Here is a 17,599-nt window from a genome sequence, read left to right as displayed (position 1 = left end):
GGACCGCGCGGCTCCCGGCAACGGGGCCGGGCGCGCCGTCAGATATCGCTCGTGCGGCGCAGTCCCCGGCCCTCGCGCCGCTTCCCCGTCACCCGTCCGGCCCCCTCCCGGGGCGCTCCGGAGGAGCGCAGCGCCACCCCGGAGGAGGCCAGCAGCAGCCCGCCCAGCATCAGGAACGGCGCCGCCACCCCCGCCACCCCGGCGACCAGGCCCGCGGCGGCCGGGGCGGCGACCTGGCCCAGCCGGTTGCCGGTCAGCCGCAGGGCGAGCGCGGTGGAGCGGGCCTCCTCGGGCGCCGCCTGCACCACCGTCGTCATCGACAGCGGCTGGCCCACGCCCAGACAGAAGCCGAGGAGGGTGAGCATCACGCCGAGCACCCACACCGGCACCGGCAGCGCGACCCCCGCGCACAGCAGGGCCGCCAGCAGACAGGTCCCGGTGAGCAGCGCGGTCCTGCCGAGCAGCCGCAGCAGCGGGGTGAGGACGAGCCGGCAGGCGATGGTGGCGCCGGCCCGCAGGGCGAGCAGGACGCCGATCACCGCGGGGGCGATGCCCCGGTGCTCGCCGACCACCGGCAGATAGGCGGTGAGGATGTCGGTCGCGGACAGCACCGAGAGGCTGATCAGCATGCCCGCGGGCACACCCCGGGCGCGCAGGATGCCCGCGACCGGCACCCGCCCGCCGCGCGGCGCGCGCGCCGGACCCGCCGTGCGGTCCTCGATCCGCCACAGCGCGGTGAACGCGACGGCGGCGCCCGCGCCCGCCGTGACGAGGGCGAGCGCGCTGCTGTGCGCCAGGCCGGGACCGCCGACGAGGGCGCCCGCGGCGAGCGGGCCGACGAGCTGGCCGAGGGAGGCGCCGATGGTGAAGTGGCCGAAGTTGCGGTCCTGTTCGTGCGGCGCGGACTGGCGGGCCACCAGCGACTGGGCGCCGATCACGAAGCACAGGTGGCCGAGGCCCATCACCCCGCTCCACAGGGCCATCGCCCACAGGGAGCCGGCCAGTCCGCTCAGGACGCAGCCGCCCGCGATGAGGACCACGCCCGCGGGCAGCAGGGGCGCGCAGCGGCCGTGGTCGGTGCGACGGCCGAGCGGTACGGCGGCGAACAGCGGCAGCAGCGCGTAGACACCGGCGATGACGCCGACCGCCCGTTCGTCGGCGCCCAGCGCGAGGGCCCGGTAGGAGACGGCGGGGCGGGCCATCGACACCGCCCCCTGGGCGCAGCCGAAGGCGATGACGAGGCGGAGCAGCCAGCCGCGGTTTCCACCGGGCGCCATGGGCGCGGTCCTTTCCGAGGTGATCAGACGATGCCGAACAGGAGCGCCGAGCCGAGCACCACCAGGGAGGTGAGCGCGGCCCACTTCACTACGAACCGGGTGTGGTCGCCGAACTCCACCTTGGCCATGCCGACCAGGACGTAGACGGCCGGGACGAGCGGGCTGGACATGTGCAGCGGCTGGCCGGCGATCGAGGCGCGGGCGATCTCCAGCGAGGAGACGCCGTGCGCCTGGCCCGCCTCGGCGAGCACCGGCAGGACACCGAAGTAGAAGCCGTCGTTGGACATGAAGTAGGTGAGCGGGATGCTCAGCACGCCGGTGACCAGGGCCATGTGCGGGCCCATGCCGTCGGGGATGTTGCCGACCAGCCACTCGGCCATGTGGTCGACCATGCCGGTGCCCTGCAGGACGCCGGTGAAGACGGCGGCGGCGAACACCATGCCGGAGACGTTGAGGACGTTCTCCGCGTGGGCGGCGATCCGGGCCTTCTGGTCCGGCATGTGCGGGAAGTTGACGGTCAGCGCGAGGGCGGCGCCGAGCAGGAACAGCACCGGGATCGGCAGCCACTCCATGATCATGGCGGTGAGCAGGACGACCGTGAGCAGCGCGTTGAACCAGTACAGCTTCGGGCGCAGGGTGGGGCGGTCCGGGTCCAGGCCCTGGAAGCCGTCGTCGTCGGCGGGCTCCCCGGGCAGGTCCGCGCCGGCGCCGGGACCGCCGGCCTTGGCGCCGGGGGCGGCGCCGACCAGCACCGTCTCGGTCTCCTCCACCAGCACCTCGTCCAGCGTGAGCACGCCGAGCCGCTTGCGCTCGCGGCGGCCGAGGACGTAGGCGAGGACGAGGACGAAGAGCAGGCCCATGGCGAGGGCCGGGATCATCGGTACGAAGACGTCGCTCGCGTCCACCTTCAGCGCGGTGGCGGCGCGGGCGGTGGGGCCGCCCCAGGGGAGCGTGTTCATCACGCCGTTGGCCATGGCGGCGACGCCGGTCATGACGACCAGGGACATCTTCAGCCGCTTGTAGAGCGGGTACATCGCCGAGACGGTGATCATGAAGGTGGTGGAGCCGTCGCCGTCCAGGGAGACGATCGCGGCGAGGACCGCCGTGCCGACCACGATCCGCAGCGGGTCGGCCTTGCAGAACTTCAGGATGCCCCGCACGACCGGGTCGAAGAGGCCGACGTCGATCATCACACCGAAGTAGACGATCGCGAACATGAGCATCGCCGCGGTGGGGGCGAGGCTGGTGACGCCGTCGATGACGTAGTCACCGAGTTTGCCGCCCTTGCCCACGAACACGCAGAACAGCGCGGGGATGAGCACGAGCGCCGCGATCGGCGACATCTTCTTCAGCATGATCAGGACCAGGAAGGTCGCGATCATGGCGAAGCCGAGGATGGTCAGCATGAAATGGATACCTAACGTTCGCCCTTGAACATCCCACCTGGGGGTCGGCGGTGCGATGACGTTAGGTCCGTTCAACCGGCGTTAACAAGATGTTGACGTGCGAGCAATAAGCGCAAAAGTCCAGGTCAGGCGCGGGGCCGGTCAGTCGAGTACGCGGGCCAGGTAGGCTCGCAGCAGCTCCCGGGTCTCCGCGATGACCGCCTCGTCGCCCTGCGGGTCGATCCGGAAGGCGAGTTGCACGAGGGTGTCGGCGCTCTCCACGGCGACCAGGAAGACCCGCCGCAGATCCGTGTCGGGGGTGCGGCCGAGGTAGCCGGCGAGCAGCTCGGTGAGCCGGTCGGAGACGCGGGTGTTGGGCTCGTCGTGGCGGCAGCCGACCGGGATCTGATTGCCGAAGTCGACCAGCGAGAAGCCCGGCGCGGTGCGCTTCATGGCGAGGTACTCGTCCAGGACGGCGTCCATGGCGGCCCGCCAGTCGCCCGTGCGGGCCTTGTCCAGCCGCTCGGTGACGCGTTCGACGTACCGCTCCAGATTGCGCTGGGCGAGGGCGTCGGCCATCTCCCGTTTGTTGCCGAAGAAGCGGTAGACCGAGCCGATGGGGACGCCGGCGCGCTGGGCCACGGCGCGGGTGCTCAGGGCGTCGTAGCCGACCTCGTCGAGGAGGCCGGCACAGGCGTCGAGGATCCGGGTGAGCCGCTCGGCGCTGCGCCGCTGGACGGGCGCGCGACGGAGCGATGTCGCGTGGGGCACGGGCTTCATGATGCCTTTCCGCCGGAGTTAGGTAAACCTTCCTCAGAGTACGCAGCAGGCCGGCCAGGCACTCATCCACCGACCCGACCGCACGCGGGGACGACACACACCGGGCACGTCACCGCACACGGCGACCAGCGCCCACACCGCTCATGTCCCCCACGGGACGACCTCGCCCACCGGCCGACGGGACGCCTTGGACCAGGGGACCGCCCCGGCCGACGGGACGCCTTGGACCAGGGGACCGCCCCGGCCGACGGAACGCCCTGGACCAGGGACCACCCCGACCGACCCCGGCCACCGGACCACCACCGGCCGCCGGTCGACCCCGGCCACCGGACCACCACCGGCCGCCGATCGGCCTCGGCCACCGAACCCCGGCACCTCCCGCGCCGGGCCCGCCGGAGCAACCGGCACTCCGCCGCCGCGGCCGGAACCCCGCCGGGCCGACCGCCCCCGCCGAGCCGGCCGAGCCGCCCGCCAATCCGGCCCGGCCGCCCGCCGACAAGGCCGGTCCCGCTCCCCGCGCGGCCAGGCCCTCGTACAGCCGGGCCCGCCCGCCGGATCCGCCACCGCCTTTCCCCGCCGCGCGCCCCTCCCCCTCCGTCAGGCTCACGCGGTCGGTGTGACGTTCGGGGAGCGGTGCGGGTGGGTTTCCGCGTCGGAGACCGTGATGTCGGCGGTGCTTTCGATCGGCTTGCCGTGGACCGCCCACACCGTGCCGTCGTCGGCGTACAGCCGGGCCGTGATCTGGTGGGTGCCGTGCGGGACGCGGTCGGCGGCCAGGTGGTAGGAGGGGGTGTGCAGCCGGGCGACCCGGTGGCCGTCGACGTAGAGATGGACGAGCCCGCGCCCGAGGGCGGCGGCCGGCCGGGTGCCGGGCGCCGAGCAGCGGAAGTGACGCAGCCTCAGCCGGACGTCCCAGCCGCCGGCCGAGTCCGGGGCGACCTCGACGGCGACGCCGGGCGCGTTCTTCGCGGGCACCTCGCGCAGGTTGCGGCCCGCCTCGTCGGTGCTGTCCAGCACGGATCCCACGGGCGAGGGCGAGACCGTGCCCTCGTGCGCCTCACCGGTTGCGCAGGCCGCCGCTCCCCACGGCAGCAGGACGCACACCACGAGCGCGGTGAGCCGCCCGCGCGTCCACTTCTTCCACGACATGATCCGGAGCGTAGAACAGCGCCCCGGCGCCCGGATCCGCCTCAGGTCTGGTTCGCCCCCTACCTCGGAGGGAGGACCGGGAACCCTCTTGCGCGGACCCCCGCTCATTCCTACGGTGAGCCATAGGAATCGGGAGCGCGAGGAGCGAACATGAGCGGGGACACGCGGAAGACCGCCGAGGGGCTGTCGTATCTGACCGGGTTCGGCAATGAGCACGCCTCGGAGGCGGTGCCGGGCGCCCTGCCCGAGGGCCGCAACTCGCCGCAGCGCGCACCGCTCGGCCTGTACGCGGAGCAGCTGAGCGGCTCGGCGTTCACCGAGCCGCGCGCGCACAACCGGCGCTCGTGGCTCTACCGCATCCGCCCCTCGGCCGCCCACCCGCCGTTCACCCGCACCGGCAACGGCGCGCTGCGCACGGCCCCCTTCACCGAGACGGTGCCCGACCCCAACCGGCTGCGCTGGAACCCGCTGCCCGAGCCGCCGGCCGGCACCGACTTCCTCGGCGGGCTGTGGACGCTGGGCGGCAACGGCGACGCGACGCAGCGCACGGGCATGGCCGTGCACCTGTATCACGCCAACGCCTCGATGGAGCGCGTCTTCTCCGACGCCGACGGGGAGCTGCTGATCGTGCCCGAGCGCGGCGGGCTGCTGCTGCACACCGAGTTCGGCCGGCTGCGTGTGGAGCCGGCCCATGTGGCGCTGGTCCCCCGTGGGGTGCGCTTCCGTGTGGAGCTGCTGGACGACTCCGCGCGCGGTTATGTGTGCGAGAACTACGGGGCGCCGTTCCGGCTGCCCGACCTCGGTCCCATCGGCGCCAACGGCCTCGCCAATCCCCGGGACTTCCAGGCGCCGGTCGCCGCGTACGAGGACGTCGAGGGCCCGGTGGAGGTGGTGAACAAGTTCTGCGGCAACCTGTGGACGGCCACCTACGACCACAGCCCCCTGGATGTGGTCGCCTGGCACGGCAACCATGTGCCGTACGTCTATGACCTGCGCCGGTTCAATGTGATCGGCACCATCTCCTACGACCACCCGGACCCGTCGATCTTCACGGTGCTGACCTCCCCGTCGGACACCCCGGGCCTGGCCGGTGTGGACTTCGTGGTCTTCGCGCCGCGCTGGCTGGTGGGCGAGGACACCTTCCGGCCGCCGTACTTCCACCGGAACGTGATGAGCGAGTACATGGGCCTGATCGAGGGCGCCTACGACGCCAAGGCGGAGGGTTTCGTGCCCGGCGGCGGCTCGCTGCACAACATGATGTCGGCGCACGGCCCGGACCGGGAGACGTTCGACCGGGCGAGCGCGGCCGAGCTGCGGCCGCACAAGGTGGACGACGGGCTGGCCTTCATGTTCGAGACCCGCTGGCCGGTGGCCCTCACCCCGCACGCGGCCGGCGCGGACCACCTCCAGCGGGGCTACGACGATGTGTGGCAGGGACTTCAGCGGCACTTCCGGGGATGACGTCCGCCGTTGCGCGGGAGGTTCCCCGCCGGGTACGGATAGCGGGGTGACCTCCTTCGCCCCGGACTCCATCGTCCTGAACCGCAAGCTGCCGCTGTGGTACCAGGTGTCGCAGTCGCTGCGCGCCTCGATACTGGGCCGCTCCCCCGAGGACCCGCTGCGTCTGCCCACCGAGGAGCGGCTGGCGGAGCACTACGGCGTGAGCGTGCTGACCATGCGGCAGGCGCTGAAGGAACTGGAGGACGAGGGGCTGATCAGCAGGCACCGGCGGCGCGGCACGTTCATCGAGCCCGGGGTGCGGCGCGGGGCGCCGGTGCGGCTGCTGGGCTCGGTGGACGCCATCGTGGCCCAGCAGTCCGGGATGACGACCGAGCTGCTGGCGCACGGGCGGGTGCCGGTGCCGGCCGCGCTCGCCGAGTACTTCCCGGACCTCGCGGAGGTGGCGGCGTACCACCGGCTGCGCGGCGACGAGAAGACCGGGGAGCCGACCAACCACGCCGTCAACCACGTCCGGCCCGACCTGGCCGAGCGGATCGACCCGGACGACCTGGTGCGCTGGCCGATGACCAAGGTGCTGCGGGACGTGGTGCGGGCCGACATCAGCCGGATCACCGACACGGTGCAGGCGCGGCTCGCCGACCCGGAGACGGCGCGGCTGCTCGATGTGCCGCTGCTCAGCCCGATCCTGCACTACACCGGGGTGACGTACGACAGCGAGGGGCGGGTGCTGGACGTGGCCGTCATCCACTACCGGGGGGACCGGTTCTCCTTCACGGTCACTCTCGACGCCACCTGAACCGGGGGCGGGTGAGGCCGTACGATGCCGACCGTGACGCATGACGACGCTCCGCCGCTGGCGGACCTCATGCCGTGGTCCGTCGCACCGCTGCGGCCGGGCCGCCACTGGCCGACGGCGCCCGATCCGGGCTCGCTGCGGGCCCGCTGGGAGACGCTGCTGAGGGCCGAGGGGGCGGACCGGGAGGCCCTGTTCGAGCCGACCCGGGCGCGTGCGCTCACCTCGGCCGTGGCGCAGTTGCCCGGTCAGTCCACCGGTACCGGACGGCTGGCCCGGGCCGAGGGTCCCTGCGCGGAGCCGGTGCGGGTGCTGGCCGCGCCGTTCGACGAGCGGTGGCTGATCCCGGACCACCGGCTGATCGACACGGCCCGCCCGGAGCTGTGGCGGGTCGCGGACGCGCGGCAGGTGTTCACGGCCGGGACGGGGGACGCGGACCTCCCGCTGCTGGCGACCCCGCTGCTGCCCACGCTGCGCACCGGCCGGATCCGCCCGCTGTACCGCCGCCCCGGCGGCGCCGAACCGAACCTGGCCCCGGGCCTGGTGGACCTGCTGTCCGTCCGCCTGGGCGCACGCCCCTCGGCGGCGGACGTGCTGGCGTGGATCGTGGCGACGGTCCGCCCGGACCTGACCGTGCCGCTCACCGACGACGCCGGTCTGTGGACGGCCGGGGTGGAGCTGGGCCGCCGGATGCTGTGGCTGATGTGCCGGGACGGGGAGCGGCCCAGGCTGCCCGGTGGCCGCCGGCCGTACGTCCGGGCGCCGCTGCCGGCCCGTCCGGGGACCCTCCGGTACGACCCCGAGGAGGAGACCCTGCACCTGGACGGGGGCCGGATCTCTCCCGTCCCGGCCGAGGCGTGGGAGTTCGAGGTGGCCGGGGTGCGGGTCCTGGAGTCCTGGTTCGCGGCCCGTACCGCGCCGGCCGAGCCGGGCACGCTCGCCGCGATCCGCCCGGCGGCCTGGCCGCAGGGCTGGACGTCGGAGCTGCTGGAGTTGATCACGGTCCTCGCGCTGCTGGCCGAGACGCGGGCGCCGCGTGCCCGGTTGCGGCCGGTGTCGGCGGTGACGGCGGGCGAGCTGCGGCGGGCGGGCGTACTCCCCGTCCCGGAGTCCGCCCGGCGTCCGGCGTCGGTGCTGGACCATCAGGAGGAGGGCCCGGAGGGGCAGTTCGCGCTGCTCTAGGGATGCGGGGCGGCTTACGGCACCCGCGCGATCGGGCCGAGCGGCGCCGGGCACTCTCCTCGTCGATCACGGCTGGCGGCGCCCGCACTGCTGACAAGGCCGCCGGTCAGGGGAGATCATCCACCCCATGGATCAACTCCCGCTCCCCTTGGAGGGCATCACCGTCGTCGCCGTCGAACAGGCCGTGTCCGCGCCCTTCGCGACCCGGCAGCTCGCCGACCTGGGCGCCCGGGTCATCAAGGTGGAGCGGGTCGACGGCGGCGACTTCGCGCGCGGCTACGACACGGCGGCCTGCGGTCTGGCCTCGCACTTCGTGTGGTGCAACCGCGGCAAGGAGTCCCTCGCGCTGGACTTGAAGGACCCGCGCGGCCTGGCCGTCGTACGGCGGCTGGTCGCGGACGCGGACGTGTTCGTGCAGAACCTCGCGCACGGCGCGGCGGCCCGGCTCGGCCTGGACGCGGCCACGCTGTGCGCGGCCCACCCGCGGCTGATCGCCGTGGACATCTCGGGCTACGGCGGCTCGGGACCGTACGCGGACAAGCGGGCCTACGACATGCTCGTGCAGTGCGAGGCGGGCCTGGTGTCGGTGACGGGGACCCCGGAGCGGCCGGTGAAGGCGGGCGTCCCGGCGGCGGACATCGCGGCGGCCATGTACGCGTTCTCCGGTGTGCTGGCCGCGCTGGTACGCCGCGGCACGACCGGGCGGGGCGGCCCGGTGGAGGTGTCGATGCTGGAGGCGCTCGCCGAGTGGCTGGGTCATCCGCTGCACCACACGATGCACGGCGGCGAGCCGCCCGCCCGCACCGGGCTGGCGCACGCGGTGATCGCGCCGTACGACGCGTATCCTACGGCGGACGGCGGCCGGGTGCTGCTGTCGGTGCAGAACGACCGGGAGTGGCGGCGGCTGGCCGAACAGGTCCTGGATCGCCCGGAGTTGGGCACGGACCCGGCGTACGCGACGAACGCCGCCCGGGTGGCGCACCGGGAGCGGACCGACGCGCTGGTGGCGGCGGCGCTGCGGGTGCTGGACGCCGAGGAGGCGCTGGCCCGGCTGGAGCGGGCGGGCATCGCCTGCGCCCGGCTGCGGGATGTGCGCGAGCTGGCGGAGCATCCGCAGCTGGCGGCCCGGGAGCGGTGGCGTCAGGTGGGAACGCCGGCCGGGCCGCTGCGGGCGCTGCTGCCGCCCATCACGCTGCCGGGCGGGGGCGAGGCACGGATGGGTGAGGTGCCCGCGCTCGGGCAGCACACCGGAGCGCTGCTGCGCGCCGTGGGGATGACGGACGACGAGATAGCAGCGCTGCGCCGGGACGGCGTGGTGGCCTGAGCGCGGCGCCCCCGCTCGGCGGCCGGGGCCCTGCGGTGCGGTCAGTGACCGCCGAACAGCGAACGGCGCAGCCGGCGCAGCGGCGCGAAGAGGGACACCCGGCTGACCCGCGCACGCCGGTCGCTGCGCGGGTGCACGGAGCCGCGTGCCGTCAGCTCACGCATCAGCGAGGTCGCCTCGACCGTCTCCCGCTGCGGTATGGCGGGTCCCGCCAGCACCGACAGATGGCGGTCCAGGCGCGAACTGGTCGCGCTGCTCCCGCAGGTGATCGCAGGGACCCTCGCCCTGCTGCGCATCGTTATCTGTTCCATGTCACTCCCCACCCGTACGAGTCACCCGGCCCGGGCAGGCTAACCCTATCGCCCCACTGAGGCACCCGGGTATCTCGGTCACAGGATTCACCATCCCTGTAAGGGGGTTGACCGTCCCCCTTTGACTACGCTCCGAATCCGACCGATTCCCGGGTGAGTTGGACAAGCGCCACCCGGCGGGGCGGGCCGAGCCGCCGTCGGGCCCGGTGGTCACGGCGAGTGATGGCACGGAGGGGCGAGGTCGTGCGCGATCGAGGGCGTGTCGCCCGCCGGACGGAACGTGGGCGATCTCACCTCTCCGGGCGCCCGGGCGCCCGCGGTGTGGGCCTCGACCGCGGGCCCGCCCTGACCGGATTGCCGGGACACGCCCGGAAGTTCACCCGGCAGGGCGAGCCCGGCCGGATCACGCGTTGTTCGTGAACACCGGCAGATAGCCGCCGGACTGGCCGGCCGCGGTCGGGTGGTACGACTCGCCGATGTCGAGCCAGTCGACGCTGTGCAGCCAGGAGGAGCCGGAGCAGATCTCGTGGCCGGAGAAGGTGGTGCGGACATCGCCGAAGACGAAGCCGTGGGCGGTGGCGCGGGCCTTGATGGCGGTGTCGAGGTAGTCGGCGGCATCGTTGATGGCGGCCCGCTTGGTCTCGGAGAGGCCGAGGCAGGTCTGGCCGAGCAGGTAGAAGCGGGGGTAGCCGATGACGACGACCCGGGCGGACGGGGCCTTGGCCCTGATCGCGCCGTAGAGGCTGTCCAGCTTGCCGGGGAGCGTGTTGGCGACGTACGCCCTGGCGGTGTTGATCCGGGAGAGGCAGGAGCTGTCGGACTGGAGCACACACGTCGTCATGACGTCGCCGAAGCCCGCGTCGTTGCCGCCGGCCGTGACGGACACCAGCGAGGTGGAGGAGGCGAGGGAGCCGAGCTGGTTCGCGCGCACGTCGTCCGTCGTGGCGCCCGAGCAGGCGTTGAAGGCGAACGACGAGGGGCTGTGGGCGGCGTTCCACAGGTACGGGTACGCCTTGGTGCTGCGCTTGCAGTTGCCGCTGGAGCCGATGTAGCTGTCGGCGCCCACTCCGGAGGAGTAGGAGTCGCCGAGGGCCACGTAGCCGCCGACCGAGGCCGACGAGGTCGCCTGCGCCGAAGCGGCCCCGGTGAGACCGAGGCCGGCGGCGAGGAGGAGCGAGGTAACGAGTCCGGTAAGTCGGGAACGTCTCATGGAACCTCCCTTTAGCAGGATCTCTGCCTCAATGTTGGTAGCAGCTACGCGTGTTGACAGGAAGTGTTCATGCCAAAACTGTTGAGGTCTTGACAAGATCGACCCGAGACATTCACCGCCGATGCATTGCGCGTGCACACCATGTCTGTTGACACAGCGACAACTGCCGCGCGGCGCACGGGAGAACGGCCGTCGGCGCACTCCGGGGAACGTCCGTTCCGCCCCTGCCGCCGTCTTGACGGCCCGTCGGCGGCTGCGCCACATTGAAACCCGGCATCAGGCGCGTCGGGGGGCAAAGTCGCCAATGCAGAACATACGTATCAAGCCACCTTCGCCGGACGGCACCGGGCCGGACACCGACGGCATCCGGCCGGGACCGGGGAGGGGCCCGGCACCGCTGCTCGTCGGGGCCGTGGCCGCCGTCGCGGCGGCCGGCGCGCTGCTCGCGCTGATCGACTCCGGATCACCCCTGCGTGCCCCGTGCACGCTCTTCTTCCTGCTCGCGGCGCCGGCCGGGGCGATCGCCGCGGCACTGCGCGGGCCGGACCCGCTCGGCCGCGCGGTCACCGCCCTCGTGGGCGCGATCGCCGTCGACCTGCTGGTCGCCCAGTGCATGCTGGCCGCGCACCGCTGGTCGGCCGGGGGCGGGGTGGTCGTGGTGACCGGGTTCAGCCTGCTGGTCCTGCTGGTCGCGCTGGTGCGGGGGCGCGGTACCGCGAGGGTCGGGGACGACTGACGCTTCGGCCCGCGGGCGTAAGGCCGGGCTTCCCGGGGGCCGGGCTTCCGGAGGACGGTTCGGGCTCTTCCGGTGGAGCGCCGGACCGGAAGTGCCGCACTGGAAATGTTGGACCGGAAATGCCGTGCGGGCGGGGCATCCGTGCCGGATCATGGCGGACATGTCCGCGAACCCACACGACGCCCTGCCGATCCGGCTCCACGTCGACGATTCCGACTCCCCGTCCGACGTCGTCGACGCGCTGTTCCTCGGCCGCTTCGCGACGGGCGAGCAACCGTACTCGCACGCGGTGAACATCGACCGCGTCCGCTCCGGAGCGACCCTGCTGCCGGAGGGCGCCCGGGTGCTGCGGGTGGCCCGGGACGACGACCGCAGCGCGACCCTCGCCGAGGGGGACGGCTGGACCCTGCTGGTCTCCCGCTGGAACCGGGGCGCGGACGTGACGGTCACCGCGACCAGTGCCGACCTGGCCAAGCGGATCCTCGACCAGGCCACGGACGGCGCGACCGACGAGCCGGAACCGCAGCCGGAGAACGTGACGATGGGGTTCTGGTACGTCTCCCCGCGGCGCGGCCCGCACCGCACCACCCGGCAGATCTCGGCGGGCACCTGGGAGGAGGTCCGGGCCAACTACACGGCGCCGGTGGCGGACGCCATGGACCGGCTGATGCGGACGACGCCCGACGACATCGCCGGCCGGCTGCTGCTGCTCCACGGCCCGCCGGGCACCGGCAAGACCTCCGCGCTGCGCACGCTGGCCCGTTCCTGGCGGGACTGGTGCCAGGTCGACTGCGTCCTGGACCCGGAGCGGCTCTTCTCCGACGTCGGCTATCTGATGGACATCGCGATCGGCGAGGACGACGGCGCGGGCAAGGGCCGCTGGCGCCTGCTGCTGCTGGAGGACTGCGACGAACTGATCCGCGGCGAGGCCCGGCACACCGCGGGCCAGGCTCTGTCCCGGCTGCTGAACCTCACCGACGGCCTGCTCGGCCAGGGCCGCAACGTACTGGTCGGCGTCACCACCAACGAGGACCTGGAGCGCCTCCACCCGGCCGTGGTCCGCCCCGGCCGCTGCCTGGCCCGGATCGAGGTGGGCCCGCTGACCCACCGGGAGGCGGTGGACTGGCTCGGCACCGAGCAGGGCATCGGCCGGGAGGGCGCGACCCTGGCCGAGCTGTACGCGCTGCGGCGGGGCACCACGCCGACGTCGGTGCCGGGGGCCCGGGAGGGCGCGGACGCGGGGCTGTACCTGTGAGCACCGCTCGGGTGAGTGCGCTCACGACCAGTGCTTTCATGGGGGTATGACCCTGTATGTCGGCACGTCGGGGTGGCAGTACAAGGACTGGCGGGACCTCGTCTACCCGGCCGGGGTGCCGGCGCGGCGGTGGCTGGAGGAGTACACCCGGCTGTTCGCGACCGTGGAGATCAACAACGCCTTCTACCGGCTGCCGTCGTACGACACCTTCGCCGGCTGGCGGGAGCGGGTGCCGCCGGACTTCGTGGTCGCGGTCAAGGCCAGCCGGTTCCTCACCCACGTCAAGCGGCTGAAGGACCCCGGGGAGCCGGTGCACCGGCTGCTGACCCACGCGGCGGGGCTCGGTGACCGCCTGGGCCCCGTCCTCCTCCAGCTCCCGCCCACCCTGCGCGCCGACCCGGCCCTGCTGGACGACTGCCTGGCCCGCTTCCCCACCGGTACGAGGGTGGCGGTCGAACCCCGGCACGACTCCTGGTGGACCGGCGAGGTGCGCGAGGTGCTGGTGTCCCGGGGCGCGGCCCTGTGCTGGGCGGACGTCCTGGCCCGCCCGGCCGGCCCGCTGTGGCGCACCGCCGACTGGGGCTACGTCCGCTTCCACCAGGGCCGCGCCCGGCCCTGGCCGCGCTACGGCCGGCGCAGCCTGGAGACCTGGGTGGACCGCGTCGCGACGACCTGGTCCGACGACCGGGACGTGTACGCGTACTTCAACAACGACCCGGGCGGCGCGGCGGTACAGGACGCGGTGGTGTTCGGGCGGGCGGCACGCCGGGCGGGGCTGACGGTGACGAGGACACCGGAGCGGGCGAACGCGGGCAGCGGCCCCGGCTGATTCCCGCTGGCGGTCAGGCACCCGGCGGCCCGGAACCGCCGATGCCACCGCCCCCACCCATGCGCCTCGGCCGGTCGTCCCCGCGACGACGCTCGGCCACGGCGGCGAAGCACGACAGGTCGGGGCCGGAGCGGCGGAGCAGTCGGCGGCGGGCCTCAGTCCTCCCCGTAAGCCGCCCGCAGGGCGTCCCGTACGGCGTCCAGTGCCTCGTCCTCGGCGAGGCCGAGCCGCCGGACCCGCTCGGCGTACGCCTGGGCGGCCGAGGACGCCTCCCGCCGCGCGGCCGATCCGGCGGCGGCCACGAACGTGCCGTTGCGCCCCCGCGTCTCGATCACCCCGTCGCCCTCCAGCGCCCGGTACGCCTTGGCCACCGTGTTCACCGCGAGCCCCAGCGACTCGGCCAGCCCCCGCACGGTGGGCAGCCGGTACCCCACCGGGAGCGCCCCGGACCGCGCCTGTTCGGAGATCTGTGCCCGCACCTGCTCGTACGGGGGCGCGCTGTCATCGATGCGGATCTTCAGGCTCACGGGGCCGATTGTCCCGCACCCGCCGGAAAATGGGAGGCAGCCCGGCGGCCCGGCCTCGTACGGTGCGGTGCCATGACAGTCCTCGTGCGTGACCTGCGCCCCGACGTCCCGGCCGACGCGGAGGGCTTCGCCCGGGTGCGCCGCCTCGCGCTGCCGTACATCCTGTTCACCCCGGACTCGGTGCGGCACACGGCCGCCCACGTGCACCCCGCCGCCCGGTTCCGGCCGCTCGTCGCGGAGGAGGACGGCGAGATCATCGGCACGGCGCAGGTCCATCTGATCCATGACAGCCCCGAGCCGGGCCAGGGCGCGCTGAACGTATACGTCCGCCCGGACCGGACCGGGCGCGGGGCCGGCCGGCTGCTGGCGCGGGTCGCCGAGGAGTACCTGGCGGACCTGGGCGCGACCCGGCTGCTGGCCTGGGCCCTGGACGAGCCGGCCAACCGGTCCTTCGCCGAGCGGCACGGCTACCGGCCGGGCCGCAGCGCCCACTTCCTCCGGCTCGGCCTGGGGCACGGCACCCTGCCGCCGCTCCCGCAGGCCCCGGCCGGGGTGGAGCTGCGCACGGCCGCCGACTTCGCGGCCGATCCCCGGCCGCTGTTCGAGCTGGACGCGGAGACGGTGCGCGACGAACCGGGCGACGTGGACACCGAGTTCACGGACTACGACGCGTGGGTCGAGGAGGTCTGGCACCATCCGCTGCTGAACCGGGAGCTGACCGTCGTGGTCTGTGCCGGCGGCCGGCCGGTCGCCTTCACCGTGGCCTACACCGACGGCGGCACCCGTTACTCGACGGCGATGACCGGCACCGTCCGCACTCACCGCGGCCGTGGCCTGGCCAAGCTCGCCAAGCTCCACTCCCTGCACCGGGCCCGTGCCGCCGGTCTCACCGAGGCGTTCACGGGCAACGACACCGGGAACGAACCGATGATCGCGATCAACAAGCGGCTCGGGTACGACTTCTGCGCGCGGGAAGTGCGTTACATCCGTGACGTCGGCTGAGCGGAGCCGGTCGTGGAGGGCCTCGGCGCGGGCCGGTGGTGCTCGCGCACGGGCGGGAGGTCACACGGTGGCCACCACCGCGTACCGCTCGTCGTCCACCTCCTTGCCCCACAGCGCGCGGTGCCCGGACAGTCGCTCCACGCGCACGCGCGCGGTCAGCGGCTCCAGCAGGGCGGTGAGCCGCTCCGCGGGTATGCCGACCGGGGTGAGGGTTCCCCACACGCCCTCGATCAGCACGATCCGGCCGCCGGGGCGCAGCAGGTCCCGCCAGTGGCGCAGCGCCCCGGCGGGGTCCGGCAGGGCCCACAGCACATGGCGGACCAGGACCGCGTCGAAGCGCCGCTCCCCCACCGGCGGGGCCGCCGCGTCCCCGCGCAGGATCTCGGCGGGGTGCCCGGCGAGCTTGGCGCGGGCCCGCTCGATCATCGCCGGGGACCGGTCGACGGCCGTCACCCGGTGCCCCTGCCCGACCGCGAGGAGCGAGAGGCTGCCGGTGCCGCAGCCGAGGTCGAGGAGGTCGCAGGGGTGGCCGGGGAGCCAGGCGCGCAGCCGGTCCGCCCAGGCCGCGCGCACCTCGGCATCGCGCAGTCCGTGATCCGGCTCGTCGTCGAAACCGGCGGCCAGCGCATCCCAGTCCGCTTCCGGGGCACCAGCACCCCTGTGCGTGTTCTCGCTCTCCATGCCCAGAGGGTGACACACGCCACTGACAGTACGGACGTGACAGCCACCACTGACAAACCCCCACCCATGAGGAAATCTCCCGGAAAACGTCTACCTCCGTGACAACACGGAACCCGGTAGCCACGAAGGAGGCAGCGATGCGCCGCATGACCGTGCAGAAGAAGCCCCTGAAGCGGACGGACAGCCGCCGGAGGTACGAGGAGGCGGAAGAGACCCCGGCGGGACGGCCGGAGGTGCGCAAGGACATCGCGCGCACCTGGTGGCCCGACGCCTGACGCGAGGGCGGCTCAGTCCAGCCGCTTGCGGTAGTGGACGCGGTCGTAGGGGCCGTCGACCCGGCGGGCCACGACCTCGTAGCCGTAGCGCGGATAGATCTTCTGGTTCTCCCACATCATCGCGTTCGTATAGAGCCTGATCTCGCCCAGCCCGAGCGCACGCGCGTGTGCGTCGACGAAGCGCAGCAGGCGGCGTCCGACGCCCGTGCCGTGGGCGCTGGGGTGGACGGCGACGCTGTCCAGGAAGAGATGGTCGGCGAACGCCTCGACCACCACCAGCCCGACGACGGGTTCGCCGGTGACGAACACCTTGCCGGCGGCCACGTCCGCCGCGTGGTCGGCCTCCATGGGCTGGGGCACGACCCCGATGCGTGCGATGTAGTGGTGGTAGGCCGCGTCCGTCACCGCCCGCACGGCGGGTACGTCCCGCGCGCCGGCCGGCCGGACCTCTTCCGTGCCGCTGTGGCTGTTGTCGATCATGGGGCGCACGCTATCCGTCGCCCCGGCGGCGGCTCAGCTCAGGGCCGAGGCGCAGGTGGTGGGGGTGGCGTGGGCCGGGTCGAGGGCGTTGGCCACCTCGTGGAAGGCGATCCGGTCGAACAGGCCGATCGCGAGGTGTTCGGACAGGTCGAGCGGGCAGAGGTCCTGGAGCAGGACGTTGCGGACGCCCGGGCCGCTCAGGTACTGGGTGCGCCAGGGGGTGACCACCTCGTCGTACTTGGTGGCGATGACGGTGTAGCGCACGCCGGGGACGGTGTCGCCGCCCGTGTTGAGCCTGGTCAGGAAGTCGGAGCCGGCGATCTGGTCGGCGAGGCCGGGGGTGGTGGCCTTGAGCAGGTCCTCGGCACCGGGGAAGTACGGCAGCAGGTGGGTGAGGCCGATCAGGTCGGTGCCGTGGTTGTCGGGGGCGATGCCGACGAGGGCGTGCACCTTGGCGGCGCCGCCGAGGAACTTCAGGTAGTGGCGGGGCATCATGCCGCCCTGGGAGTGGCCGACCAGGTCGGCCTCGGCGGCTCCGGTGGCGGCGAGCACCTTGTCGACGAAGGCGGACAGTTGCCCTGCCGACTTGTCGATGGGTCCGAGACCGTGGAAGAGGGGCACCCCGGGGAGTTGCCCGTAGTCGAGGGAGTAGACGCAGTACCCGCGGCCGGTGAGGTACGGGGCGAGGCCGAGCCAGTTGTCGACCGAGTTGCCGAAGGTGCCGTGGACGAGGACGACGGGCCGGGGATGGGCGGCGGACGGCTCGCACGAGTAGTCGTTCCAGCCGCCGCCGGCCGCGGCGGTGCCGGAGGCGCTGGCGGTGGCGGCCGGCACGGCGGCGACGGCAAGGGCGAGCAGAAGCGCGGCGAGCGGTCTGAGCACTCGCTTCCAGGGCAGCATCGTGTGATCTCCTTGCGACTCAGAGGGAGGTGCACGGCCTGA

General features: G+C 73.5%; 19 protein-coding genes. 9 read left to right on the top strand and 10 right to left on the bottom strand.

The features are described 5' to 3' along the window. Positions 1 to 38: 38 nt before the first annotated feature. The 4 genes from ACSURM_RS28845 to ACSURM_RS28830 form a co-directional block, all read right to left on the bottom strand. Complete coding sequence (locus ACSURM_RS28845) at positions 39 to 1,277, bottom strand: MFS transporter (protein ID WP_436958718.1); 1,239 nt, start codon at positions 1,275 to 1,277, stop codon at positions 39 to 41. 23 nt (positions 1,278 to 1,300) lie between these two features. Further along, entirely contained in the window at positions 1,301 to 2,683 is a 1,383-nt protein-coding gene (locus tag ACSURM_RS28840; RefSeq protein ID WP_436958716.1) for a CitMHS family transporter, read from the bottom strand. Between the two features lie 141 nt (positions 2,684 to 2,824). After that, entirely contained in the window at positions 2,825 to 3,442 is a 618-nt protein-coding gene (locus tag ACSURM_RS28835; protein WP_189996099.1) for a TetR/AcrR family transcriptional regulator, read from the bottom strand. A gap of 603 nt (positions 3,443 to 4,045) precedes the next feature. Continuing rightward, positions 4,046 to 4,591: a hypothetical protein gene (locus ACSURM_RS28830; protein ID WP_436958715.1), complete on the bottom strand. Its 546-nt coding sequence runs from the start codon at positions 4,589 to 4,591 to the stop codon at positions 4,046 to 4,048. Positions 4,592 to 4,741: 150 nt separating this feature from the next. Between ACSURM_RS28830 and hmgA the strand changes: the two genes are divergently transcribed. From hmgA to ACSURM_RS28810, 4 genes are all read left to right on the top strand, one after another. Then, positions 4,742 to 6,052 carry a homogentisate 1,2-dioxygenase gene (gene hmgA / locus ACSURM_RS28825; RefSeq protein ID WP_436958714.1) on the top strand — a complete coding sequence of 437 codons (1,311 nt, stop codon included), beginning with the start codon at positions 4,742 to 4,744 and terminating at the stop codon, positions 6,050 to 6,052. A gap of 46 nt (positions 6,053 to 6,098) precedes the next feature. Continuing rightward, entirely contained in the window at positions 6,099 to 6,848 is a 750-nt protein-coding gene (locus tag ACSURM_RS28820) for a GntR family transcriptional regulator (RefSeq protein WP_436958713.1), read from the top strand. Between the two features lie 24 nt (positions 6,849 to 6,872). Next, positions 6,873 to 8,027: a type ISP restriction/modification enzyme gene (locus tag ACSURM_RS28815; protein ID WP_436958712.1), complete on the top strand. Its 1,155-nt coding sequence runs from the start codon at positions 6,873 to 6,875 to the stop codon at positions 8,025 to 8,027. A gap of 127 nt (positions 8,028 to 8,154) precedes the next feature. After that, positions 8,155 to 9,351, top strand: a complete 1,197-nt coding sequence (locus ACSURM_RS28810; protein ID WP_436958711.1) for a CaiB/BaiF CoA transferase family protein — start codon at positions 8,155 to 8,157, stop codon at positions 9,349 to 9,351. Between the two features lie 41 nt (positions 9,352 to 9,392). Here the strand turns inward: ACSURM_RS28810 and ACSURM_RS28805 are convergent, their stop codons facing one another. Both ACSURM_RS28805 and ACSURM_RS28800 read right to left on the bottom strand, forming a co-directional pair. After that, a complete protein-coding gene (locus ACSURM_RS28805; RefSeq protein WP_359050385.1) occupies positions 9,393 to 9,662 on the bottom strand; it encodes a hypothetical protein in 270 nt (89 codons plus the stop codon). Between the two features lie 403 nt (positions 9,663 to 10,065). Beyond that, the gene (locus ACSURM_RS28800) at positions 10,066 to 10,872 is read right to left on the bottom strand and encodes an SGNH/GDSL hydrolase family protein (protein WP_436958710.1); all 807 of its coding nucleotides are present in this window, start codon (positions 10,870 to 10,872) and stop codon (positions 10,066 to 10,068) included. Between the two features lie 304 nt (positions 10,873 to 11,176). Here ACSURM_RS28800 and ACSURM_RS28795 point away from each other — a divergent pair, with 304 nt between their 5' ends. The 3 genes from ACSURM_RS28795 to ACSURM_RS28785 all read left to right on the top strand — a co-directional run bounded on the left by ACSURM_RS28795 (position 11,177) and on the right by ACSURM_RS28785 (position 13,692). Then, positions 11,177 to 11,608, top strand: a complete 432-nt coding sequence (locus ACSURM_RS28795; protein ID WP_436958709.1) for a hypothetical protein — start codon at positions 11,177 to 11,179, stop codon at positions 11,606 to 11,608. A 160-nt stretch (positions 11,609 to 11,768) separates the two neighbouring features. After that, on the top strand, positions 11,769 to 12,863 hold the full coding sequence (locus ACSURM_RS28790) for a DUF5925 domain-containing protein (protein WP_436958708.1): 1,095 nt from the start codon (positions 11,769 to 11,771) through the stop codon (positions 12,861 to 12,863). A 46-nt stretch (positions 12,864 to 12,909) separates the two neighbouring features. Next, positions 12,910 to 13,692, top strand: a complete 783-nt coding sequence (locus ACSURM_RS28785; RefSeq protein ID WP_436958707.1) for a DUF72 domain-containing protein — start codon at positions 12,910 to 12,912, stop codon at positions 13,690 to 13,692. A gap of 155 nt (positions 13,693 to 13,847) precedes the next feature. On the opposite strand, the gene ACSURM_RS28780 is transcribed toward ACSURM_RS28785, so the two are convergent. Beyond that, positions 13,848 to 14,219 carry a GntR family transcriptional regulator gene (locus ACSURM_RS28780; RefSeq protein ID WP_436958706.1) on the bottom strand — a complete coding sequence of 124 codons (372 nt, stop codon included), beginning with the start codon at positions 14,217 to 14,219 and terminating at the stop codon, positions 13,848 to 13,850. Positions 14,220 to 14,291: 72 nt separating this feature from the next. Here ACSURM_RS28780 and ACSURM_RS28775 point away from each other — a divergent pair, with 72 nt between their 5' ends. Then, complete coding sequence (locus tag ACSURM_RS28775; protein ID WP_436958705.1) at positions 14,292 to 15,221, top strand: N-acetyltransferase family protein; 930 nt, start codon at positions 14,292 to 14,294, stop codon at positions 15,219 to 15,221. A gap of 60 nt (positions 15,222 to 15,281) precedes the next feature. Here ACSURM_RS28775 and ACSURM_RS28770 read toward each other — a convergent pair whose 3' ends face one another. Then, on the bottom strand, positions 15,282 to 15,902 hold the full coding sequence (locus ACSURM_RS28770; RefSeq protein ID WP_436958704.1) for a class I SAM-dependent methyltransferase: 621 nt from the start codon (positions 15,900 to 15,902) through the stop codon (positions 15,282 to 15,284). Between the two features lie 137 nt (positions 15,903 to 16,039). On the opposite strand from ACSURM_RS28770, the gene ACSURM_RS28765 reads away from it, so the two are divergent. After that, positions 16,040 to 16,177, top strand: a complete 138-nt coding sequence (locus ACSURM_RS28765; RefSeq protein ID WP_436958703.1) for a hypothetical protein — start codon at positions 16,040 to 16,042, stop codon at positions 16,175 to 16,177. 12 nt (positions 16,178 to 16,189) lie between these two features. Here ACSURM_RS28765 and ACSURM_RS28760 read toward each other — a convergent pair whose 3' ends face one another. Together ACSURM_RS28760 and ACSURM_RS28755 are read right to left on the bottom strand one after the other, a co-directional pair. Then, positions 16,190 to 16,657, bottom strand: a complete 468-nt coding sequence (locus ACSURM_RS28760) for a GNAT family N-acetyltransferase (RefSeq protein ID WP_436958702.1) — start codon at positions 16,655 to 16,657, stop codon at positions 16,190 to 16,192. 33 nt (positions 16,658 to 16,690) lie between these two features. After that, positions 16,691 to 17,557 (bottom strand): esterase/lipase family protein, encoded by an 867-nt coding sequence (locus tag ACSURM_RS28755; RefSeq protein WP_436958700.1) that lies wholly within the window; start codon positions 17,555 to 17,557, stop codon positions 16,691 to 16,693. Positions 17,558 to 17,599: the final 42 nt, after the last annotated feature.

Origin of the sequence: Streptomyces sp. SudanB182_2057 (assembly GCF_964272715.1) — a bacterium.
Lineage (GTDB): Bacteria > Actinomycetota > Actinomycetes > Streptomycetales > Streptomycetaceae > Streptomyces > Streptomyces rubradiris.
The sequence above is the reverse complement of the archived record's forward strand: the minus strand, read 5'-3'. Positions and strand labels throughout refer to the sequence as shown.